14 protein-coding genes are annotated in these 16,105 nt (G+C 75.8%); 8 read left to right on the top strand and 6 right to left on the bottom strand.

Annotated elements, in window-relative coordinates; all coding sequences use genetic code 11:
• Positions 1-16 precede the first annotated feature (16 nt).
• Complete coding sequence (locus ACR80Q_RS06920; RefSeq protein WP_435376864.1) at positions 17-1,087, top strand: ArsO family NAD(P)H-dependent flavin-containing monooxygenase; 1,071 nt, start codon at positions 17-19, stop codon at positions 1,085-1,087.
• A 30-nt stretch (positions 1,088-1,117) separates the two neighbouring features.
• Here the strand turns inward: ACR80Q_RS06920 and ACR80Q_RS06915 are convergent, their stop codons facing one another.
• Both ACR80Q_RS06915 and ACR80Q_RS06910 read right to left on the bottom strand, forming a co-directional pair.
• Positions 1,118-1,828 carry an arsenate reductase ArsC gene (locus ACR80Q_RS06915; protein WP_435376863.1) on the bottom strand — a complete coding sequence of 237 codons (711 nt, stop codon included), beginning with the start codon at positions 1,826-1,828 and terminating at the stop codon, positions 1,118-1,120.
• A complete protein-coding gene (locus ACR80Q_RS06910) occupies positions 1,825-2,553 on the bottom strand; it encodes an arsenate reductase/protein-tyrosine-phosphatase family protein (protein ID WP_435376862.1) in 729 nt (242 codons plus the stop codon). Before ACR80Q_RS06910 ends, ACR80Q_RS06915 begins: the two co-directional genes overlap by 4 nt.
• A gap of 150 nt (positions 2,554-2,703) precedes the next feature.
• Between ACR80Q_RS06910 and glsA the strand changes: the two genes are divergently transcribed.
• The gene (gene glsA / locus ACR80Q_RS06905; RefSeq protein ID WP_435376861.1) at positions 2,704-4,128 is read left to right on the top strand and encodes a glutaminase A; all 1,425 of its coding nucleotides are present in this window, start codon (positions 2,704-2,706) and stop codon (positions 4,126-4,128) included.
• 15 nt (positions 4,129-4,143) lie between these two features.
• On the opposite strand, the gene ACR80Q_RS06900 is transcribed toward glsA, so the two are convergent.
• The 3 genes from ACR80Q_RS06900 to ACR80Q_RS06890 all read right to left on the bottom strand — a co-directional run bounded on the left by ACR80Q_RS06900 (position 4,144) and on the right by ACR80Q_RS06890 (position 8,925).
• Positions 4,144-4,824, bottom strand: a complete 681-nt coding sequence (locus tag ACR80Q_RS06900; protein WP_435376860.1) for a cyclase family protein — start codon at positions 4,822-4,824, stop codon at positions 4,144-4,146.
• 62 nt (positions 4,825-4,886) lie between these two features.
• Positions 4,887-7,397: a putative bifunctional diguanylate cyclase/phosphodiesterase gene (locus ACR80Q_RS06895; protein ID WP_435376859.1), complete on the bottom strand. Its 2,511-nt coding sequence runs from the start codon at positions 7,395-7,397 to the stop codon at positions 4,887-4,889.
• Positions 7,398-7,467: 70 nt separating this feature from the next.
• Positions 7,468-8,925: a S8 family serine peptidase gene (locus tag ACR80Q_RS06890; protein WP_435376858.1), complete on the bottom strand. Its 1,458-nt coding sequence runs from the start codon at positions 8,923-8,925 to the stop codon at positions 7,468-7,470.
• A gap of 210 nt (positions 8,926-9,135) precedes the next feature.
• On the opposite strand from ACR80Q_RS06890, the gene ACR80Q_RS06885 reads away from it, so the two are divergent.
• The 6 genes from ACR80Q_RS06885 (at position 9,136) to ACR80Q_RS06860 (ending at position 15,312) form a co-directional block, all read left to right on the top strand.
• Positions 9,136-9,261, top strand: a complete 126-nt coding sequence (locus ACR80Q_RS06885; protein WP_435376857.1) for a hypothetical protein — start codon at positions 9,136-9,138, stop codon at positions 9,259-9,261.
• A gap of 93 nt (positions 9,262-9,354) precedes the next feature.
• The gene (locus tag ACR80Q_RS06880; RefSeq protein WP_435376856.1) at positions 9,355-9,666 is read left to right on the top strand and encodes a hypothetical protein; all 312 of its coding nucleotides are present in this window, start codon (positions 9,355-9,357) and stop codon (positions 9,664-9,666) included.
• 92 nt (positions 9,667-9,758) lie between these two features.
• Positions 9,759-11,600, top strand: a complete 1,842-nt coding sequence (locus ACR80Q_RS06875; protein ID WP_435376855.1) for a serine/threonine-protein kinase — start codon at positions 9,759-9,761, stop codon at positions 11,598-11,600.
• Positions 11,601-11,732: 132 nt separating this feature from the next.
• Positions 11,733-13,394 (top strand): MFS transporter, encoded by a 1,662-nt coding sequence (locus ACR80Q_RS06870; protein WP_435376854.1) that lies wholly within the window; start codon positions 11,733-11,735, stop codon positions 13,392-13,394.
• 452 nt (positions 13,395-13,846) lie between these two features.
• Positions 13,847-14,893, top strand: coding sequence for a hypothetical protein (locus tag ACR80Q_RS06865; RefSeq protein WP_435376853.1), 1,047 nt, complete (start codon positions 13,847-13,849; stop codon positions 14,891-14,893).
• A complete protein-coding gene (locus tag ACR80Q_RS06860) occupies positions 14,890-15,312 on the top strand; it encodes a GntR family transcriptional regulator (RefSeq protein WP_435376852.1) in 423 nt (140 codons plus the stop codon). Before ACR80Q_RS06865 ends, ACR80Q_RS06860 begins: the two co-directional genes overlap by 4 nt.
• On the opposite strand, the gene ACR80Q_RS06855 is transcribed toward ACR80Q_RS06860, so the two are convergent.
• Positions 15,272-16,087: a maleylpyruvate isomerase N-terminal domain-containing protein gene (locus tag ACR80Q_RS06855; RefSeq protein ID WP_435376851.1), complete on the bottom strand. Its 816-nt coding sequence runs from the start codon at positions 16,085-16,087 to the stop codon at positions 15,272-15,274. The two genes, ACR80Q_RS06860 and ACR80Q_RS06855, sit on opposite strands and share 41 nt — an antisense overlap.
• Positions 16,088-16,105: the final 18 nt, after the last annotated feature.

The following is a 16,105-nucleotide window of genomic DNA, read 5'->3' as shown; positions in this document are numbered from 1 at the left end:
CCGTAGGCTCGCGACGATGTCTGACCAGGGTCACGTGCACGACCTCGTCGTCGTCGGCGGCGGCCAGTCCGGGCTCGCGGTGTCCTGGTACGCGCGCCGCGCGGGTCTGGACCACGTGGTGCTGGACGCCTCCGACGGGCCGGGGGGCGCGTGGCCGCACACCTGGGACGCGCTGCAGCTGTTCTCCCCCGCCGACCACTCCTCGCTGCCCGGCTGGCCCATGCCCGTTCCCGCCGGCGGACGGGAGGCCTACCCGGGGCGCGACCACGTCGTCGACTACCTGCGCGCCTACGAGCAGCGCTACGACCTGCCGGTGCGCCGCCCCGTCCGGGTCAACGGGCTGACCCGCGCCACGGACGGCACCTGGCGGCTGGTCACCGGGTCCGGCGAGGAGCGGGCGAGGCACGTGGTCAGCGCGACCGGCACCTGGACCGCGCCGTTCGTGCCCCACGTGCCGGGGGCGGCCCGGTTCCCCGGGCGGCAGCTCCACGCCGTCGGGTTCCACCGGGCCGGCGACCACGCGGGCGAGCGCGTCCTGGTCGTGGGGGGCGGCAACTCCGGCGCCCAGATCGCCGCCGAGCTGGTGCACGTCGCCGGGACCACGTGGGCCACCCGCGAGCCGGCGAGGTTCCTGCCCGACGACGTCGACGGCCGGGTCCTGTTCGCCACCGCCACGGCTCGCGCCCAGGCCCTGGCCGCGGGACACCCCGACACCGGCGGGGTCGCCTCGCTCGGCGACGTCGTGGCCACCGCGGCGGTCCGCAGGGCCCGCGACGAGAAGGGCCTGGCGGCCGTGCCGGGCTTCACCGGTCTGGACGGCGCGTGGGCCACCTGGGCCGACGGCAGCCGCCGCGAGGTCGACACCATCATCTGGGCGACCGGGTTCCGGGCCGCGCTGCGGCACGTCAGCGGGCTCCGGCTCGGCCACCCGCCGCAGACCGACGGCACGCGCTGCCTCGGCGAGGAGGGCCTGTGGTTCGTCGGCTACGGCGACTGGACCGGGCCCGCGTCGGCCACGCTGATCGGCGTCGGCCGGACGGCCCGGGCCACGGTCGAGGCGGTGGTGGCGGCCCTCGGCGGCGGGTGAGCACCGAGGGCCGCCCGGGACGGTGGCGGCTCAGGCGCGGGCGGGCACGTCCAGCTCGGACAGCAGGACGCGGACCCGCCGCTCGATCTCGTCGCGGATGGGCCGGACCGACTCGACGCCCTGACCGGCCGGGTCCTCCAGCACCCAGTCGGTGTACCGCTTGCCGGGGAAGATGGGGCAGGCGTCCCCGCAGCCCATCGACACGACGACGTCCGCCGCCCGGACGGTCTCGTCGGTCCAGGGCTTGGGGAACTCGGCGGAGATGTCGATCCCGCGCTCGCGCATCGCCTCGACCGCGGCGGGGTTGACCTGGGTGCCGGGCTCGGAGCCGCCCGACCAGGCCACGGCCCGGTCCCCGGCCAGGTGCTGGAAGAAGCCCATCGCCATCTGGGACCGACCGGCGTTGTGCACGCACAGGAACAGCACGGTCGGCAGGCCGTCGTCGTGCAGGCCCTCGACCTTGGCCAGCGCCTGCAGCCGCTGCCGGGCGAAGCGCTCGGCGATGAGCGGCAGGAACCGGGCGACGGTGGCCCGGCCGGCGAACTGGTCGTAGGAGGTGACGAGGAACTTCTCGATGGTCTCGGCGCCGAACACGCCGGTGAAGTCGTCGGCCAGCCGACCGGCGGCGGTCCGGAGCGCGACCTGCTGGTCGAGGGAGAGGACCAGGTCGCTCAGCTTGGGACGTCCGGTCGGGTCTGCGGTCGGGTCCGTGGTCGGGTCTGTGGTGCTGCCTGTGGTCATGAGCGGTTCTCCAGGGACGACGTGACGGCCCGCCCGAGCCGGTCGACCCGGGCGGTGATCTGGGTGAGCGCGGCCTCGAACGCCTGCTCGGTGCCGACCCGGACCGGGTCGGGGACGGACCAGTGGACCTGCGGTGAGGGCCGTGCCCCGCGGAGGGCGGGACGGCCGGGCGAGGGGACCAGCTCCTCGTGCACGGCGTCGCAGACGGACACCACCAGGTCGCCCTCGCGCAGCACGTCGTCGACGTGCGAGGTCGTCCGTCGCGACAGGTCCAGGTCGTGCCGGGCGGCCACCGCGGCGGCCACGGGGTTGACCCGGGCCGCCGGGCGGGTGCCCGCCGAGGCGACGGGCACGTCGCTGACCTGCTCGAACGCGGCCGCGGCGAGGTGCGAGCGGGCGGAGTTCTGGGTGCAGACGAAGACGACCCGCGCCACCGGGTCGGGTTCGGCCCCGACGCCGGGCACGAGCCGGGCGACGACCGGGTCGTCGAGCACCAGCCGGACGTAGCTGCGCCGGCCGTCGCCCTCGGACCGGACCCGCTGCACCACGCCCGCGTCGTCGAGCACCCGCAGGTGGTGCGCCAGCAGGTTGCTGCCCAGACCCACCAGCCGCCCCAGCTCCCCCGGCGCCAGGTCACCCAGCGTCAGCAGGTCGACCAGGCGCAACCGGGTCGGTTCGGCCAGGGCTGCGTGCACGGTCGCCCGGCGGGCCACGTCGTCGCTCACGACACGACCGTAGACTCTCGACCAGAGTTGAGGCAACCATCGTTGAGATACTTCTGGGAACCCGCCGGCGGTGGTGCTGACTGGACGAGCACCTGCCCCCGACGACGTCGCGAGGGGCCGCGGCGCCTCGGAGGGTGTGTGATGGCGGGCATGCCTCCTACGTCCCGCACGAAGTCCGGCCGCACGAAGGCCAGCAGCGAGAAGACCAGGTCCAGCAGCCCCGTCCACCCGATGCTCACGCGGCTGCAGCGCATCCACGACGACCTGCGCGACGAGCAGGGCGGTGAGATGCGCTCCAGCATCCCGCTGCTCGCGCAGGCCGACCCGGACAAGTTCGGGCTGGCGATCGCCACGGCCGACGGGCAGGTGCACCAGGTCGGCGACAGCGAGCAGACGTTCACGGTCCAGTCGGTGGTCAAGCCCTTCGTCTACGCCCTCGCCCTGACCGACGCCGGGCCCGAGGCCGTGATGGCCGCCGTCGGGGTGGAGCCCACCGGGGAGCCGTTCAACGCCCTGGTCCTGGAGGCCACCACCGGCCGCCCGCCCAACCCGATGGTCAACGCCGGCGCCATCCTCACCGGGTGCCTGGTCGACGGGGACAGCGCCCGGGCCCGAAAGGACCGGATCCGGGCGGGGCTGTCCGCGTTCGCCGGGCGCGAGCTGGACGACGACGAGCGGGTCAGCGAGTCCGAGAAGGGCGCCGGTGCGCGCAACCGGGCGCTGTCGTGGCTCATGAAGGACAACGGGACGCTGCCCTACGAGGTCGAGGACGCCCTCGACGTGTACGTCTTCGCGTGCTCGCTGCTGGTCGACGCCAGGGACCTGGCCGTCATGGGGGCCACGCTCGCCTCCGGCGGTCGGAACCCCGTGACGGGCGAGCAGGTCGTGCACCCCGACCTGGTGCCGACCGTGCTCAGCATCATGGGCACGTGCGGCATGTACGACGGGGCCGGGGGCTGGTTCGTGCGTGTCGGGCTGCCGGCCAAGTCGGGGGTGGCCGGCGGCATGGTCGCCGTGCAGCCCGGGCAGCTCGCCATCGGCTCCTACAGCCCGCCGCTGGACGAGAACGGCAACAGCGTGCGCGGGTTCAAGGCCTGCACCCGGTTGTCGGAGGAGCTCGGGATGCACGAGTTCCGGCCCGGCGGGCGGGGCCTGCCGGTGACGGTCCGCCTCGACGGGCCCGACGCCCGGTCCACGGCCGGGCGGACGTCGGAGGAGGAGAAGGTCCTGGACGAGCACGCCTCGCGGCTGCACCTGGTCCGGCTCCAGGGCCCGCTCACCCTGCTGACGGCCGACAGCGCCTGCACGGCGCTGCTGGAGGCCGCCGCCGGCTGGGACACCCCGCACTGGCTGACCGTCGACCTGAGCGCGATCGGCTGGCTGCACCCCCCGGCGGTGGAGCTGCTGCAGGAGGCGGTCGACTCCCTGGTGGACTGCGACGTGCACGTGCGCCTGGTCGACCGCGAGCGCGGCGACCGGCCGCCGTGGGAGGGGCAGACCCCCGACGACACCCTCGACGACCTGGACGCCGCGCTGCGGGCGGCCGAGGACGAGGTGCTGGCCCGGATGGGGTGAGGCTGACCGGCCGGGTCAGCGGGCCAGCTGCAGGGCGACGGCGCGCACGGGGGCACCGTCCGCGCCCTGCAGCCGGACCGGGAACAGGCAGACCAGCGGGTCGGTCAGCTCCAGCACCCGGTGCAGGTCGGTGAGGTTCTCGGCGATGACCCCGCCCGCGGCCGCGAGCAGGTGGTGGCAGGGCAGGTCGGCGGCCGTCGCGTCCTCCGCGCCCGTCGGGTCGAGGCTCGGGGCGTCGATGCCCACCGTGCGGACCCCGGCCGCCAGCAGCTCCGCGCACGCCGCCGGGTCCAGCGCCGGGTGCTGCAGGTAGGCGGGCGTGCCCTGGTGCGACGACCAGCCCGTGCGCAGCAGCACGACGACACCCGGCCGCAGGGCGCCCCGCACCGGGTCCAGGTGCGCGGCGGTGATGCGGCCGTGCGGCGGCAGACCGGTCGCGTCGACGAGGACGGCCGGGCCGGTGAGCAGACGCAGGTCCAGCTCGTCGACGCGGGCCCCCGCGGCGTCGACGTGGAACGGCGCGTCCACGTGCGTCCCGGTCTGCGAGCCCATGCTCACCCGCAGCAGGTTGTACCCGTCCCGGGCCACCGTGGCGTGCACGTCCAGGCGGGTGGCGGGGTCGCCGGGGTGCACGAACGTGGTGGGGCCGACCGGCACGGACAGGTCGACGACCGCCACCACCGACACCGCGTCCACGAGGTCATCGTGCCCCGGATCACGCCACCGGACCGCGGCGGGCGCGGGGCCGCGGCCGGTGCTCAGCAGCCGAGCCCCACGGTCCCGTTGCCGGGGTGCCCGGGCCCGCTGGACGGCAGCGCCGGCTGGGGGTGGTCCCTGAGCCAGACCGAGAAGGCCTCGGCCGGCAGCGGTCGGCTGATCAGGTACCCCTGGATGACGTCGCAGCCCCGCCGGGCCAGCAGGCCCCGGGTGGCCTCGTCCTCGACGCCCTCGGCGACCACGACCAGGCCGTGGGTGTGCCCCACGTCGACCGCCGCCCCGACGATGGCCGCGTCGCCGACGTCCTCGCGCGCCCCCGCCACAAAGGACCGGTCCACCTTGACCTCTCCCACCGGCAGCAGCTTGAGGTAGGCCAGCGACGAGTGCCCGGTGCCGAAGTCGTCGATCGACAACGTCACGCCGAGGTCGGCCAGCGCGTGCAGGACCTCCAGCGCACTGTCGACGTCAGTCATCATCGCCGTCTCGGTGAGCTCCAGCGTGAGCGCGCTGCTCGGCAGGTGCGCCTCGTCGAGGGCGTCCCGGACCTGCGCCGGGAGCGCGGGGTTGAGCAGGCTGCGCGCGGACAGGTTGACCGCGACGGACAGCCCGGGGGTGGACAACCGCCAGCGGGTGCACTGCCCCAGCGCCGTCCGCAGGACGTGCTCGGTGAGCGGGTGGATGAGGCCGGAGTGCTCCGCGAGGCTCACGAACTCGTCGGGCTCGACCCGACCGTGGGCGGGGTGGGTCCAGCGGCACAGCGCCTCGGCCCCGACGACCCGCCCCCCGGTCGGCTCCACCTTGGGCTGGTAGACGACCTCGAGGTCGCCCGCCTCGATGGACTCGCGCAGGTGCCGGAGCAGGGTGAGCCGGCGGGCGCTGTCGCCCTCGGTCAGCGGGTCCCAGGTGCGCAGGCCGACCCCTTCGCGCTTGGCGGCGTACATCGCGGTGTCGGCGCGCTGGAGCAGCTGCTCGGCGTCGGTGCCGTGGTCGGGCGCCACCGACAGCCCGGCGTCCACCCGCAGGTCGACGGCAGCACCACCGAGGCTGAACGAGTCCTGGACGACACCCAGCAGCTGTCGGGCCGCGCGGCCCGCCGCGCGCACGTCGGTCACGTGGTGCAGCACCACGACGAACTCGTCGTTGCCGAGCCGGGCGACCGTGCCGAGCGGGCTGACCGAGCGCAGCCGGCGGCCGATCTCGACCAGAAGCGTGTCCCCGGCGTCGTGGCCGAAGACCTCGTTGATGTCGGTGAAGCCGTCGACGTCCAGGACGAGGACGCCGGCCCGCTCGGACCTGGCCAGCTCGCCGGTGATGGCCTGCAGGGCGTGCCGCCGGTTGGGCAGTCCCGTGAGGGCGTCGTGCAGCGACAGGTACTGCTGCCGCTCGGCCTCGTCCCGCAGCCGGTCGAGCAGCCGGGCCTTCTGCAGGGATACCGCCGCGTGGTTGGCCAGCGACTCCAGCAGCCGGAGGTCCTCCTCGGAGAACGGGCCGAGGTGGTGCGGGCGGCCGACGACCGTCAGGACGGCGTCGACCCTGCCGTCGACCACCATCGGTGCCGCGAGCGCGTCGCGGGGCCCGGGCGGGGAGCCACCGCGCACCCGAACCGGCTCGCCGAGCAGCGCCGGGGCCAACCACGCCGCGGGGACGGCCGTCGAGGTCTCCACGGTGTCGCCGCTCAGCACGAGCCGGACCCCGGGCCCCGGGCGTTCCCGCCCCGGCAGCACGACCAGCTCGGCGGTCTCCCCCGCCAGGACGTCGCGGACCTGGTGCAGCACCACGTCGTGGACGGCGCCGGCCTCGACCTCGTCCTGCACCGTGCGGGTGAACCGGTAGAGCGACTCCAGCCGGGCGTGGCTGCGACCCAGCGCCGAGTAGCCGCGGTAGGCGAGGGCGACCGTGAGCAGGATGCCGATCAGCAGCACGACCGCCACCGGCCGGGTGGCCAGCAGGACCACGAGCAGCAGGCCGAGGCTGCTGTTGGTCAGGGCCGCCACGAGGCCGGTGGTGACCGCCTCGGCCAGGACCCCGTCGTCGAACTCACCGACCTTGAGGTAGACGACGGTGGTGACGGCGGCGGCGGAGACCAGGTCGGTGACCACGACCGTGGCGAGCGCGGCGACGATGCCCCGGACGCTGGTGGGGTCCTCGCCCCCGAGGGCCAGGTGGTAGAGCGTGGACGCGAGGGCGGCCTCCAGCGCGAACAGGCACAGGTTGAAGAGGAGCTTCACGCCGCTGCTGCTGCGGCGGCGGAATCCGAGCGCCGAGCCGATGACGCTGGCCGCCACCAGCGCCAGCGGCGACAGGAAGACCAGCCCCAGGACGAGCGGGAGCTCGCGGAACGACACCGACAGCGACTCCCGGCGGGCCTGGACGTGGACCACGACCAGCTCGGCGGCGAGGAAGACGGGGATCAGGAACCACCAGGGCAGCCCTGGCGTGACGGCCTCGACCCCGCGCAACGGACCCAGCAGGAGCAGGACCGAGGCGGTGGCCAGCGCGAGGCTGAACAGCACGATGGCGCGGGAGGACGACCAACGAGCCCAGGTCCCCATCCCACCACCTCCGACCGACGGACGGCCGCTGTTGCTGATCGTGACGAGGGTAGGTCACAGTGTCGCCTGATCAGGACCAGCTGCGCCCGGACCACCCGTCTGCCGTCCAGCTCCGACCCGACCAGTCGTCCGCCGTCCAGCTCCGACCCGTCCAGCTCCGACCCGACCAGTCGTCCGCCGTCCAGCTCCGACCCGTCCAGCTCCGGCCCGCCCAGCTCCGGCCCGCCCATTCGGTGCAGCGGTGGTCGGCCGCGGCGGGGGCGGCCGCCAGGTCGACGTCGCCCCGACCGAGGGCGGAGGCCGACGAGGCGCCGGGCTGACCCGCGAGCGCCTGGTCGACCGCACCGGCGACGTCCAGCAGCCCGGCGCCCTGCGCGGGGCTGTCGTCGGCCACGAGCCGCCTCGCGGAGCCCGTGAGCAGGTCCCGGACCTCGTCTGGGGTGAGCGTCGGGTCGGCCTGCAGGAGCAGCGCGGCCGCCCCGGAGACCACTGCGGCCGACTGCGAGGTGCCCGTGCCGCGGAAGAGCCGGCCGCTCCGGTCGCCGGCGACGAGACCTTCGGGGTGCTCCCGGTCGGCGAGCGAGCCCGGCAGGCGCAGACCGGCCACGGAGCGGCCCGGTGCGAGCAGGTCGGGGCGGCGGTGGGCGGTGCCGGGGTTGGTCCAGGCGCCGACCTCGTCGTCGGCGGTGCTCGCCGTGCCGGAGTGGTCGGTGGACCCGACGGCGAGGACGGAAGGGTGCGCGGCGGGCATGGTCAGCGCGCCCGTCCCGTCGTTGCCGGCGGCGGCGACCACGAGGACGCCGGCGTCCCGGGCGTCCTCGACGGCGTCGGCCAGGCGCACGAGCCCGGCGGGGTCGGCGGTGGTGGCGCTGTAGGACAGGTTGAGCACGCGGATGCCGTGCTCCTCGCGGTGGGCCACGACCCAGTCGATGCCGTCGACCACCTGGTCCACGCCGACCCGACCGTCCGCGCCGCCGACCTTGACGTCGACGACGGCGGCGTCCGGGGCCATCCCGACGAAGTGCTGCGGGTCGGACTCCTGCCCGGGGACGACCGCGTCGTCGCGACCGGCGGCCAGGCCGGCCATGTGGGTGCCGTGGCCCATGCCGTCCACCGGACCTCGGTGGCGCGGGGGGACGGCGCGGGACAGGTCGACGGCGTGCGTGACCTTGCCGGCATCGCCCAGGCCCTCGACGTCGCCCACACCCGTGTCCACCACGGCGATGGTCACGCCGTGGCCGGTCAGCCCGCGCGCCGGGTCGGCGGGGTCGACCTGCGACCAGACCTCGTGGGCACCGATCTGCCGGGCGATGCTCCAGGCGGAGCCCGGGTCGTCGACCGCGGACCAGTCGGGTGCGCTCACGGTCCCGGCGGCCTGGGCGGCGGGGATCCCGGTGACCAGGGTCGCCAGCGTCAGGCAGGCCAGACCGGTGACGGCCGCCCCGACCAGACGACTCGTGGTGGGGGCTGCGGTGCGGGTGCTGGTGCGCTGGGGACGGACCTGGGTCCAGGGATCGACGATCGACATGGGAGCCTCCTCTGCTCACCCACGCCTTCGTCGGCCCGGCAGCGGGCATGAAGCCACGACGGGCTTGATCAACCCTTCGGTTGGACCTTTCGACGCCGGACGGAGGATGACCGCGCGGTGGGCGGGTCGCCGGGGTTGGACCGCGGAGCATCCGGGAACCCACCACCCGGCCGGGCGCACCGGTCGCACGCCGAGCAGACAGGGACCACCGTGGCCGACTCCACCCCCGGTACCGAACCCACCCAGGACGAGCCCACCCAGGACACGCCCGCGCCGTCGCACGAGCACGGGCACGACACCCCGGACCACTACCCCACCGAGGACGACCCCGCCTGATCCCCGGGTGGTCGACCGGTCGCCGTCGGGAGACCGGTCGACACACGGGCCGGGCTCCGGGGTTCTGTCCGGGGCGGGGCTCATCCTCGACGTATGGCCCTCCTCCTCTCCGCAGCCGACGTCCAGGCCCGTCACGACGACGCCGCCCTGGCCCGTCTGGGCGAGCGACCCGGCCTCCGCGAGGCGTTCGACGCCGAGCGGGACGAGTCGCGGCCCGAACGTCGGACCCTCTACTTCGACGCCGTCACCGGCTGGCGCTTCGTGGACCTGTGCGACCTGTGCGGCGGCGACCTCGGCCTGCTGGACGACCCGCAGCCGCTGGCGGCCCTGTGCGACGCCTGCGACGAGCTCGAGCGCGGCGAGGAGGTCGCGACCTCACGCGGCCTGGACCACCTCGCCGGGTGAGGCGTCCCGGCGCCCGCTCGAGCACCCTCATCAGGTCCACGAGCAGGTAGGCCAGGCGTAGAAGTCACCGGGACCGGGTACCCCGGACCTCGATGACCCCTGACCCCGACCAGCCCGTCCAGCCCGACCAGCCCGCCCCCCGGGTGGTCGGCGGCCGCTACCGCCTGGCGTCCTCCATCGGGCGCGGCGGGATGGGTGTGGTCTGGTCCGCCCACGACGAGCTGCTCGACCGCCAGGTCGCCGTCAAGGAGGTCACCTACCCCTCCTCGCTGGAGGAGCAGCAGCGCGCGCAGCTGCGCGGCCGCACCCTGCGGGAGGCGCGGGCCGCCGCCCGGATCAGCAGCGGCGCTGCGGTGACGGTCTACGACGTCGTCGAGGAGGACGGCCGACCGTGGATCGTCATGGAGCTGCTGCCGGCCCGGTCGCTGGCCGACGTGCTGCGCGAGCAGGGCCCCCTGACGCCGCACGACGCCGCGCGGGTCGGTCTGCGACTGCTCGACGCCCTCGGCGCGGCCCACGCTGCCGGGGTGCTGCACCGCGACGTGAAGCCGGCCAACGTCCTCTACGACGCCGCGGGGCAGGCCGTCCTCACCGACTTCGGGATCGCCTCGCTGGAGGGGGACGCCTCGCAGACCACGACGGGTGCCGTCATCGGCTCACCCGGCTACGTGGCCCCGGAACGGGCCCACGGCCGACCGCCGAGCCCGGCCTCCGACCTCTGGTCGCTCGGGGTGACGCTGGCGACGGCCCTGCACGGACGGTCGCCGTTCGAACGGGACACCGCGCTGGCCACCATGGTCGCCGCGGTCCAGGACCCGCTGCCCGAGCAGCTCCGGACCGGGCCGCTCGGCGACGTGGTCACCGCCCTGCTGCGCAAGGACCCGGCGGAAAGGCCGGGGCTGGACGAGGTCCGCGAGCGGTTGACGACAGCGCTGGCGCAGGGCCCGGGACCCGACCCGCGGCCCCCGGGCACCGACGAGACGACCCCGCTGCCCCGGACCGTCCCGGGTCCGCCGACGGCCCCGGCCGACGGCGAGCGCACCCAGGCCCTGCCGCCGCTGCCGGTCGGGGCGAGCGACCCGCAGCCGGTGTCCCCCGCACGACCGGCGGCCGCCACAGGTGCGCGCCCGGCCGCGCGGACCACCGCCCCCGCCGCCCCCGGACCCGCCCCCGCACCGGTCCCCACGAGGCGTCGACGGTCGCGGGCGCTGCCGGTGGTGCTGGCGGTCGTCTCGCTGCTGTTCGCCGGGGGCGCCCTGGCCCTGCTGCTGGACCGGCAGGACCCGGCGGACCTCGCCGCCGACCCGGCCGCCACGCCCAGCGCGTCCGCCCCGTCCGAGCCGGACGAGGCGGACGCGGCGGACGAGGCGACCCCCGGCGACGACCCCGCCGAGGCGACGGCCGACGATGCCGCGGCCGACGCAGCCGCCGCCGACGCAGCCGCCGCCGAGGAGGCAGCGGCCGAGGCGTCGCAGGCCGCTCAGGCCGACGCGGCCGCCACCCCGGCCGGGTTCCAGGTCCACGAGGACCCGGCGTTCCAGGTCGCCGTGCCCGAGGGCTGGGTCGTGGAGCCCGACGGCGACACCCGGACGCGGTTCACCGACCCGGGGTCCCGTCGGTACCTGCTCGTGGAGGAGGGCGGCGAGCCGGCGGGTGACCCGGTGACGGACTGGGAGCAGCAGGAGCCCGCGGTGGCCGAGCGGCTGGACGGCTACGAGCGCATCAGCATCCAGGCCGCAGACTTCCGCGGTTTCGACGCCGCCGACTGGCAGTTCACCTGGGAGGCGTCCGGCGGGACGCTCCGGGTGCTCAACCGTGCGGTCGTGGCCGACGACCAGGCGTTCGCCCTTTACTGGTCGGTGCCCCAGGAGGAGTGGGACGAGAGCCTGCCGGTGCTCGACGACATCGCGGCCTCCTTCCAGCCCGCGGGCTGAGCAGGCGCGTCGCCGGCGGGTCCTCCGCTGCGGATGACGCGCCCGCACCGGCCCGGCGCGACCGTGGTGCCCCCTCGCGACGAGAGGACCGGGCATGACCCTGCTCCGCCTGCTGCGTTCGTCCCGCAGGCCGTGACGACCCTCCCGGGTCGCCCGGACCAGGCCGCGGTCGCCACCGGCTCCGGCGTGGTCCTGCTGACGCTGGCCTCGGGGCAGTTCCTGATGTCGCTGGACAGCTCGGTGATGAACGTGTCGATCGCCACGGTCGCCGACGACCTCGGGACGACCGTCACCGGCATCCAGTCGGCCATCACCGCCTACACCCTCGTGATGGCGTCCCTCATGATCACCGGCGGCAAGGTCGGGCAGATCCTCGGACGCAAGCGGGCCTTCTCCATCGGCTGCGTGGTCTACGGCGCGGGTTCGCTGACCACCGCACTGGCCCCGGACCTCGTGGTCCTGCTGATCGGCTGGTCCTTGCTCGAGGGCATCGGCGCCGCGCTGATCATGCCCGCGATCGTGGCCCTGGTGGCGACCAACTTCGCCAGCGACGCGCGCCCCCGCGCCTACGGCCTGGTGGCGGCGGCGGGCGCGGTCGCGGTGGCGGCGGGGCCGCTGGTCGGCGGGCTGCTCACCACCTACGCGTCCTGGCGGTGGGTGTTCGCGGGCGAGGTGGTGCTGGTCCTGGTCATCCTCCTGCTGGCGCGGCGGATGGCCGACTCCCCGGCCGAGCCCGGGGTGCGTCTGGACGTGGTCGGGACCCTGCTGTCGAGCGTCGGTCTCGGGCTGGTCGTCTTCGGGGTGCTGCGGGCGGGGTCGTGGGGCGTGGTGCGACCGACCTCCGGGGCCCCCGTCTGGTGGGGGCTGTCCCCCGTGGTGTGGCTGCTGCTCGGTGGCGGCCTCGTCGTGGTCGGGTTCCTCCGCTGGCAGGAGCGCCAGGTGGCGCGCGGCGGGGCGGCCCTGGTGGACCCGGCCATCCTCCGGGTGCCCCGGCTGCGCGCCGGGCTGACGTCCTTCTTCTTCCAGTACCTGGTGCAGGCCGGGCTCTTCTTCGTCATCCCGCTGTTCCTGTCGGTGTCGCTGGGGCTGACCGCGGTGGAGACCGGCGTGCGGATCCTGCCGCTGTCGGTGGCCCTCCTCATCACCGCGGTCGGGGTGCCCAAGGTCTTCCCGCACGCGTCCCCACGACGCGTCGTGCGGTTCGGCTTCGCGGCCGTCCTGGCCGGGACGGTCTCCCTGCTCGCGGCGCTGGAGGTCGGCGTCGGCCCCGAGGTCGTGACGGTGCCGCTCCTGCTGGCCGGGCTCGGGGTCGGTGCGCTCGCCTCGCAGCTGGGCAGCGTGACCGTCTCCTCGGTGCCCGACGAGCAGAGCGGCGAGGTGGGCGGGCTGCAGAACACCGTCGCGTTCCTGGGCGCGTCGCTGGGGACCGCCGTGGCCGGGGCCGTGCTGGTGTCGGCCCTGACCACGTCGTTCTTCACCGGGATCGCCGACGACCCGGACGTCCCGGACGAGCTCGTCTCCACCGCCCAGGTCGAGCTGTCCTCCGGCGTGCCCTTCGTGCCCGACTCCCAGCTCGAGGCCGCGCTCGCCGACGCCGGGGTCACCGGTGTGACGGCGGAGGCGGTGGTGGCGGACAACACCGCCGCGCGACTGGCCGGGTTGCGCGCGGCCCTGGCCGTGCTGGCGCTGGTGGCGGTGGTGGCCCTGGCCCTCACCCGGGGGCTGCCCCAGCACCAGGCCGGACACGACAAACCGGTGGACAGCACGGCCTCGCCTCCTGGCCTCGGAGGATGACCGAGGCGGCCCAGGGCCATGACGGCGCTCGTGGTGATTTCGCTGATCCTGCATCGCCGGCTACGTGGTCCTGGCGCTGCTGGCCGAGCGAGCCTCCGGGACGGCGACGGGCTACCTGGGCCTGGACGACGACCGGACCAACGTGGTGCACCTGCCCCTGAGCGGGGTGGGTGACGGCGGGCTGCACGCACCGGTAGCCGACCTGCACCGCTTCTGGGCCGCCCTGCACGAGGGCCGCGTCCTGCCCGCGCCGACGGTGGCCGCGATGGTGGAGCCCCGCCCTGACCTGGACGGTGGGGTCCAGCACCAGCGAGGGCGCCTGGCCCGTGATCCGCGCGCTCGAGGACACCCTCGACGGGGACCGACTCCTTGTTCCAACCGCTTGACACAAGTGGCGGCGAGGCGTCACGCTCGACTTGTACCCACCAACAGGTACAAGTCGGAGGCGTCGCGTGAGGTTCCTGCTGCTGGTCCCGGTGCTGGTCGTGCCGGTCGTGGCCGTCGTCGTGCTGCTCCTCGCCGCGACGCGGGCGAGCCAGGACTCGCGGATGCGTCTGGCCCGCCGGCTCGAGGGCCGGCGGGGCCTGCTGCGCCTGCTCGGCGCCGCGGTCGGGGGCGTGGCGGCCGGGTACCTGGTGGTCGAGGACACGCTCGGCCTGGGTCTGCTCCTCGCCGCCCCCGTGGCCGCCCTCGGCCTCCTGGTCGGGGTGCTCGCCGCCGAGCTGGTGGTGCGCCCGCCCGACGGGCCGAGACGCCGGGCCTCGCCTACCGCGCGACGGGTCACGGACTACCTGCCACGTCGGCTGGGCGCCGCCGTGCTGACGACCGGCGTGACGTTGACGGTGCTGGCCGTCGTGACGAGCGCCCTCGGCTCCCCCGACGACCTCGGTCGCCCCGGGCGCTGGCTCACGCATTCCTGCTCGGCGGTCGAGACGTCCTCGCGCGGCCCGTGGCCCGGCTCGTACTACACGGTGCCGCTCCTGCTGCTGGTCGGGGTGGGGACGCTGCTGGCGCTGCTGGTGCTGCGCACCACGGTGGCCCGCCCGCCGCTGCTGCCCGGCCGCACCCCGGGCTGGCCCGAGGTACCGGCGCAGGCGGTGGCGGCCGACCACGAGCTCCGGGCGCAGGCCGCCCGGTCGGTGGTCGCCGGCCTGGGCGTCCTGCTGGCCCTGCCCCTGGCCGGTACCTCCGCCCTGGCCGTCGCGGCCGTCGGGGGCACCGCGGGGTGCGCACCCGAGTGGTGGGCCCTGGTCGCGGCCGGCCCGCTGGTGGTCGCCGGCCTAGGCGTCCTGCTGGCCCTGCCCCTGGCCGGCACCTCCGCCCTGGCCGCCTCGGCCGTCGGGGGCACCGTGGGGTGCGCACCCGAGTGGTGGGCCCTGGTCGCGGCCGGCCTGCTGGTGGTCGCCGGCCTCGCCGCGGCGGTGCTGCTCTGGTGCCTGGTCGTGCTGCTCGTCGGCCCGCGGCAGCCGGCGCTGGCGTCCACCGGTGGGGTGCGGTGAGCGGGGACCTGCAGCTGACGGTCGACCTCACCGACCCCACCCCGCCCTACGAGCAGCTGCGCCGCCAGCTGGACCAGGCGGTCCGGCACGGTGCGCTGCCCGGCGGGCACCGGTTGCCGCCGATCCGGCAGCTGGCCCGCGACCTCGGGCTGGCCGTCGGCACGGTGGCCCGCGCCTACCGCGAGCTCGAGGCGGCCGGGCTGGTCAGCGGGTCACGCGGGGGCGGGACCCGGGTCCTGCCCGCCGCCGCCGGGGCACCGGCGGACGTCGACGTCCGACGACGCGACGCGGTGGCGGGCCTGGCCCGCCGCTACGTGGCCGACGGCCGCCTGACGGGCGCGCCGGACGTCGACCTGCTGGACGCGGTCCGGGCCGCCCTCACAGCCACCGGGGCAACGGGGGCAGCGCCCCGGCCCTGACGAGACCGCGCCCGTCGGAGCGCCCGGTGAGCCAGAGCAGGAGCCCGACGGTGCTGCCGCGGACCACCGTCGGGTCGACGCGGTCCGCGGCATCGACCTGGTCGGCGCGGGCGGTGGCGGCGGCGTGGTCGGCGGCGGCATGGTCGGCTGCGGCGTGGTCGGCGCGGGCGGGCCCGTCCGGGCCGAGCGGGACGACCACGTCGCGGTCGTCGGCCTCCAGGAGCAGGCGCGGGCACGCCGGGTCGGCGGACAACGTGCCGGTGACGTCCGCCAGGAGCTCGTCCAGCAGGGCGGGCGGCGCGGCACCGAGGACGGCGGCCCCGTCGGTGCCGGGCTCGTCCAGGTCCACCCGGTGCAGCCACACCTCGCGGACGCGCAGCCACGGCAGGACGGTCGCCCGCACCTCGCGCCCGGCCGCACCGGCGCGCACCGTGGCCTGCCAGGCGGGCTCGTCGAGACCGGCGAGCGCCTGGTCCAGGTCGGCAGCGCTGGCGGACAGGTCCCGCCGGAGCGCGGCCGGGGGCTGCTGCGCCGTCCGCTCGATGTCCGCCTCACGCGTGGCCGGGTCGGGGTACATCGGCGTCTCGACCCCGGTCCGGGCCCAGGCCGCCAACCGGCCGAGCGCCTCGGCGTTGCGAGCCAGGTGGGCGACGACGTGCGCGCGTGACCAGCCGGGCAGCCGGCTGCGTCCCCGCAGCCCGTCGTCCGGGAGCCCGGCCACCGCGTCGACCAGCAACCGGGTGCCGTCGCCCAGCCAGGCACTCGTGAGCGCCACGTCGTGCCGTGGTCGCGT

Origin of the sequence: Aquipuribacter aurantiacus, assembly GCF_051216895.1 — a bacterium.
Lineage (GTDB): Bacteria > Actinomycetota > Actinomycetes > Actinomycetales > JBBAYJ01 > Aquipuribacter.
The sequence above is the reverse complement of the archived record's forward strand: the minus strand, read 5'-3'. Positions and strand labels throughout refer to the sequence as shown.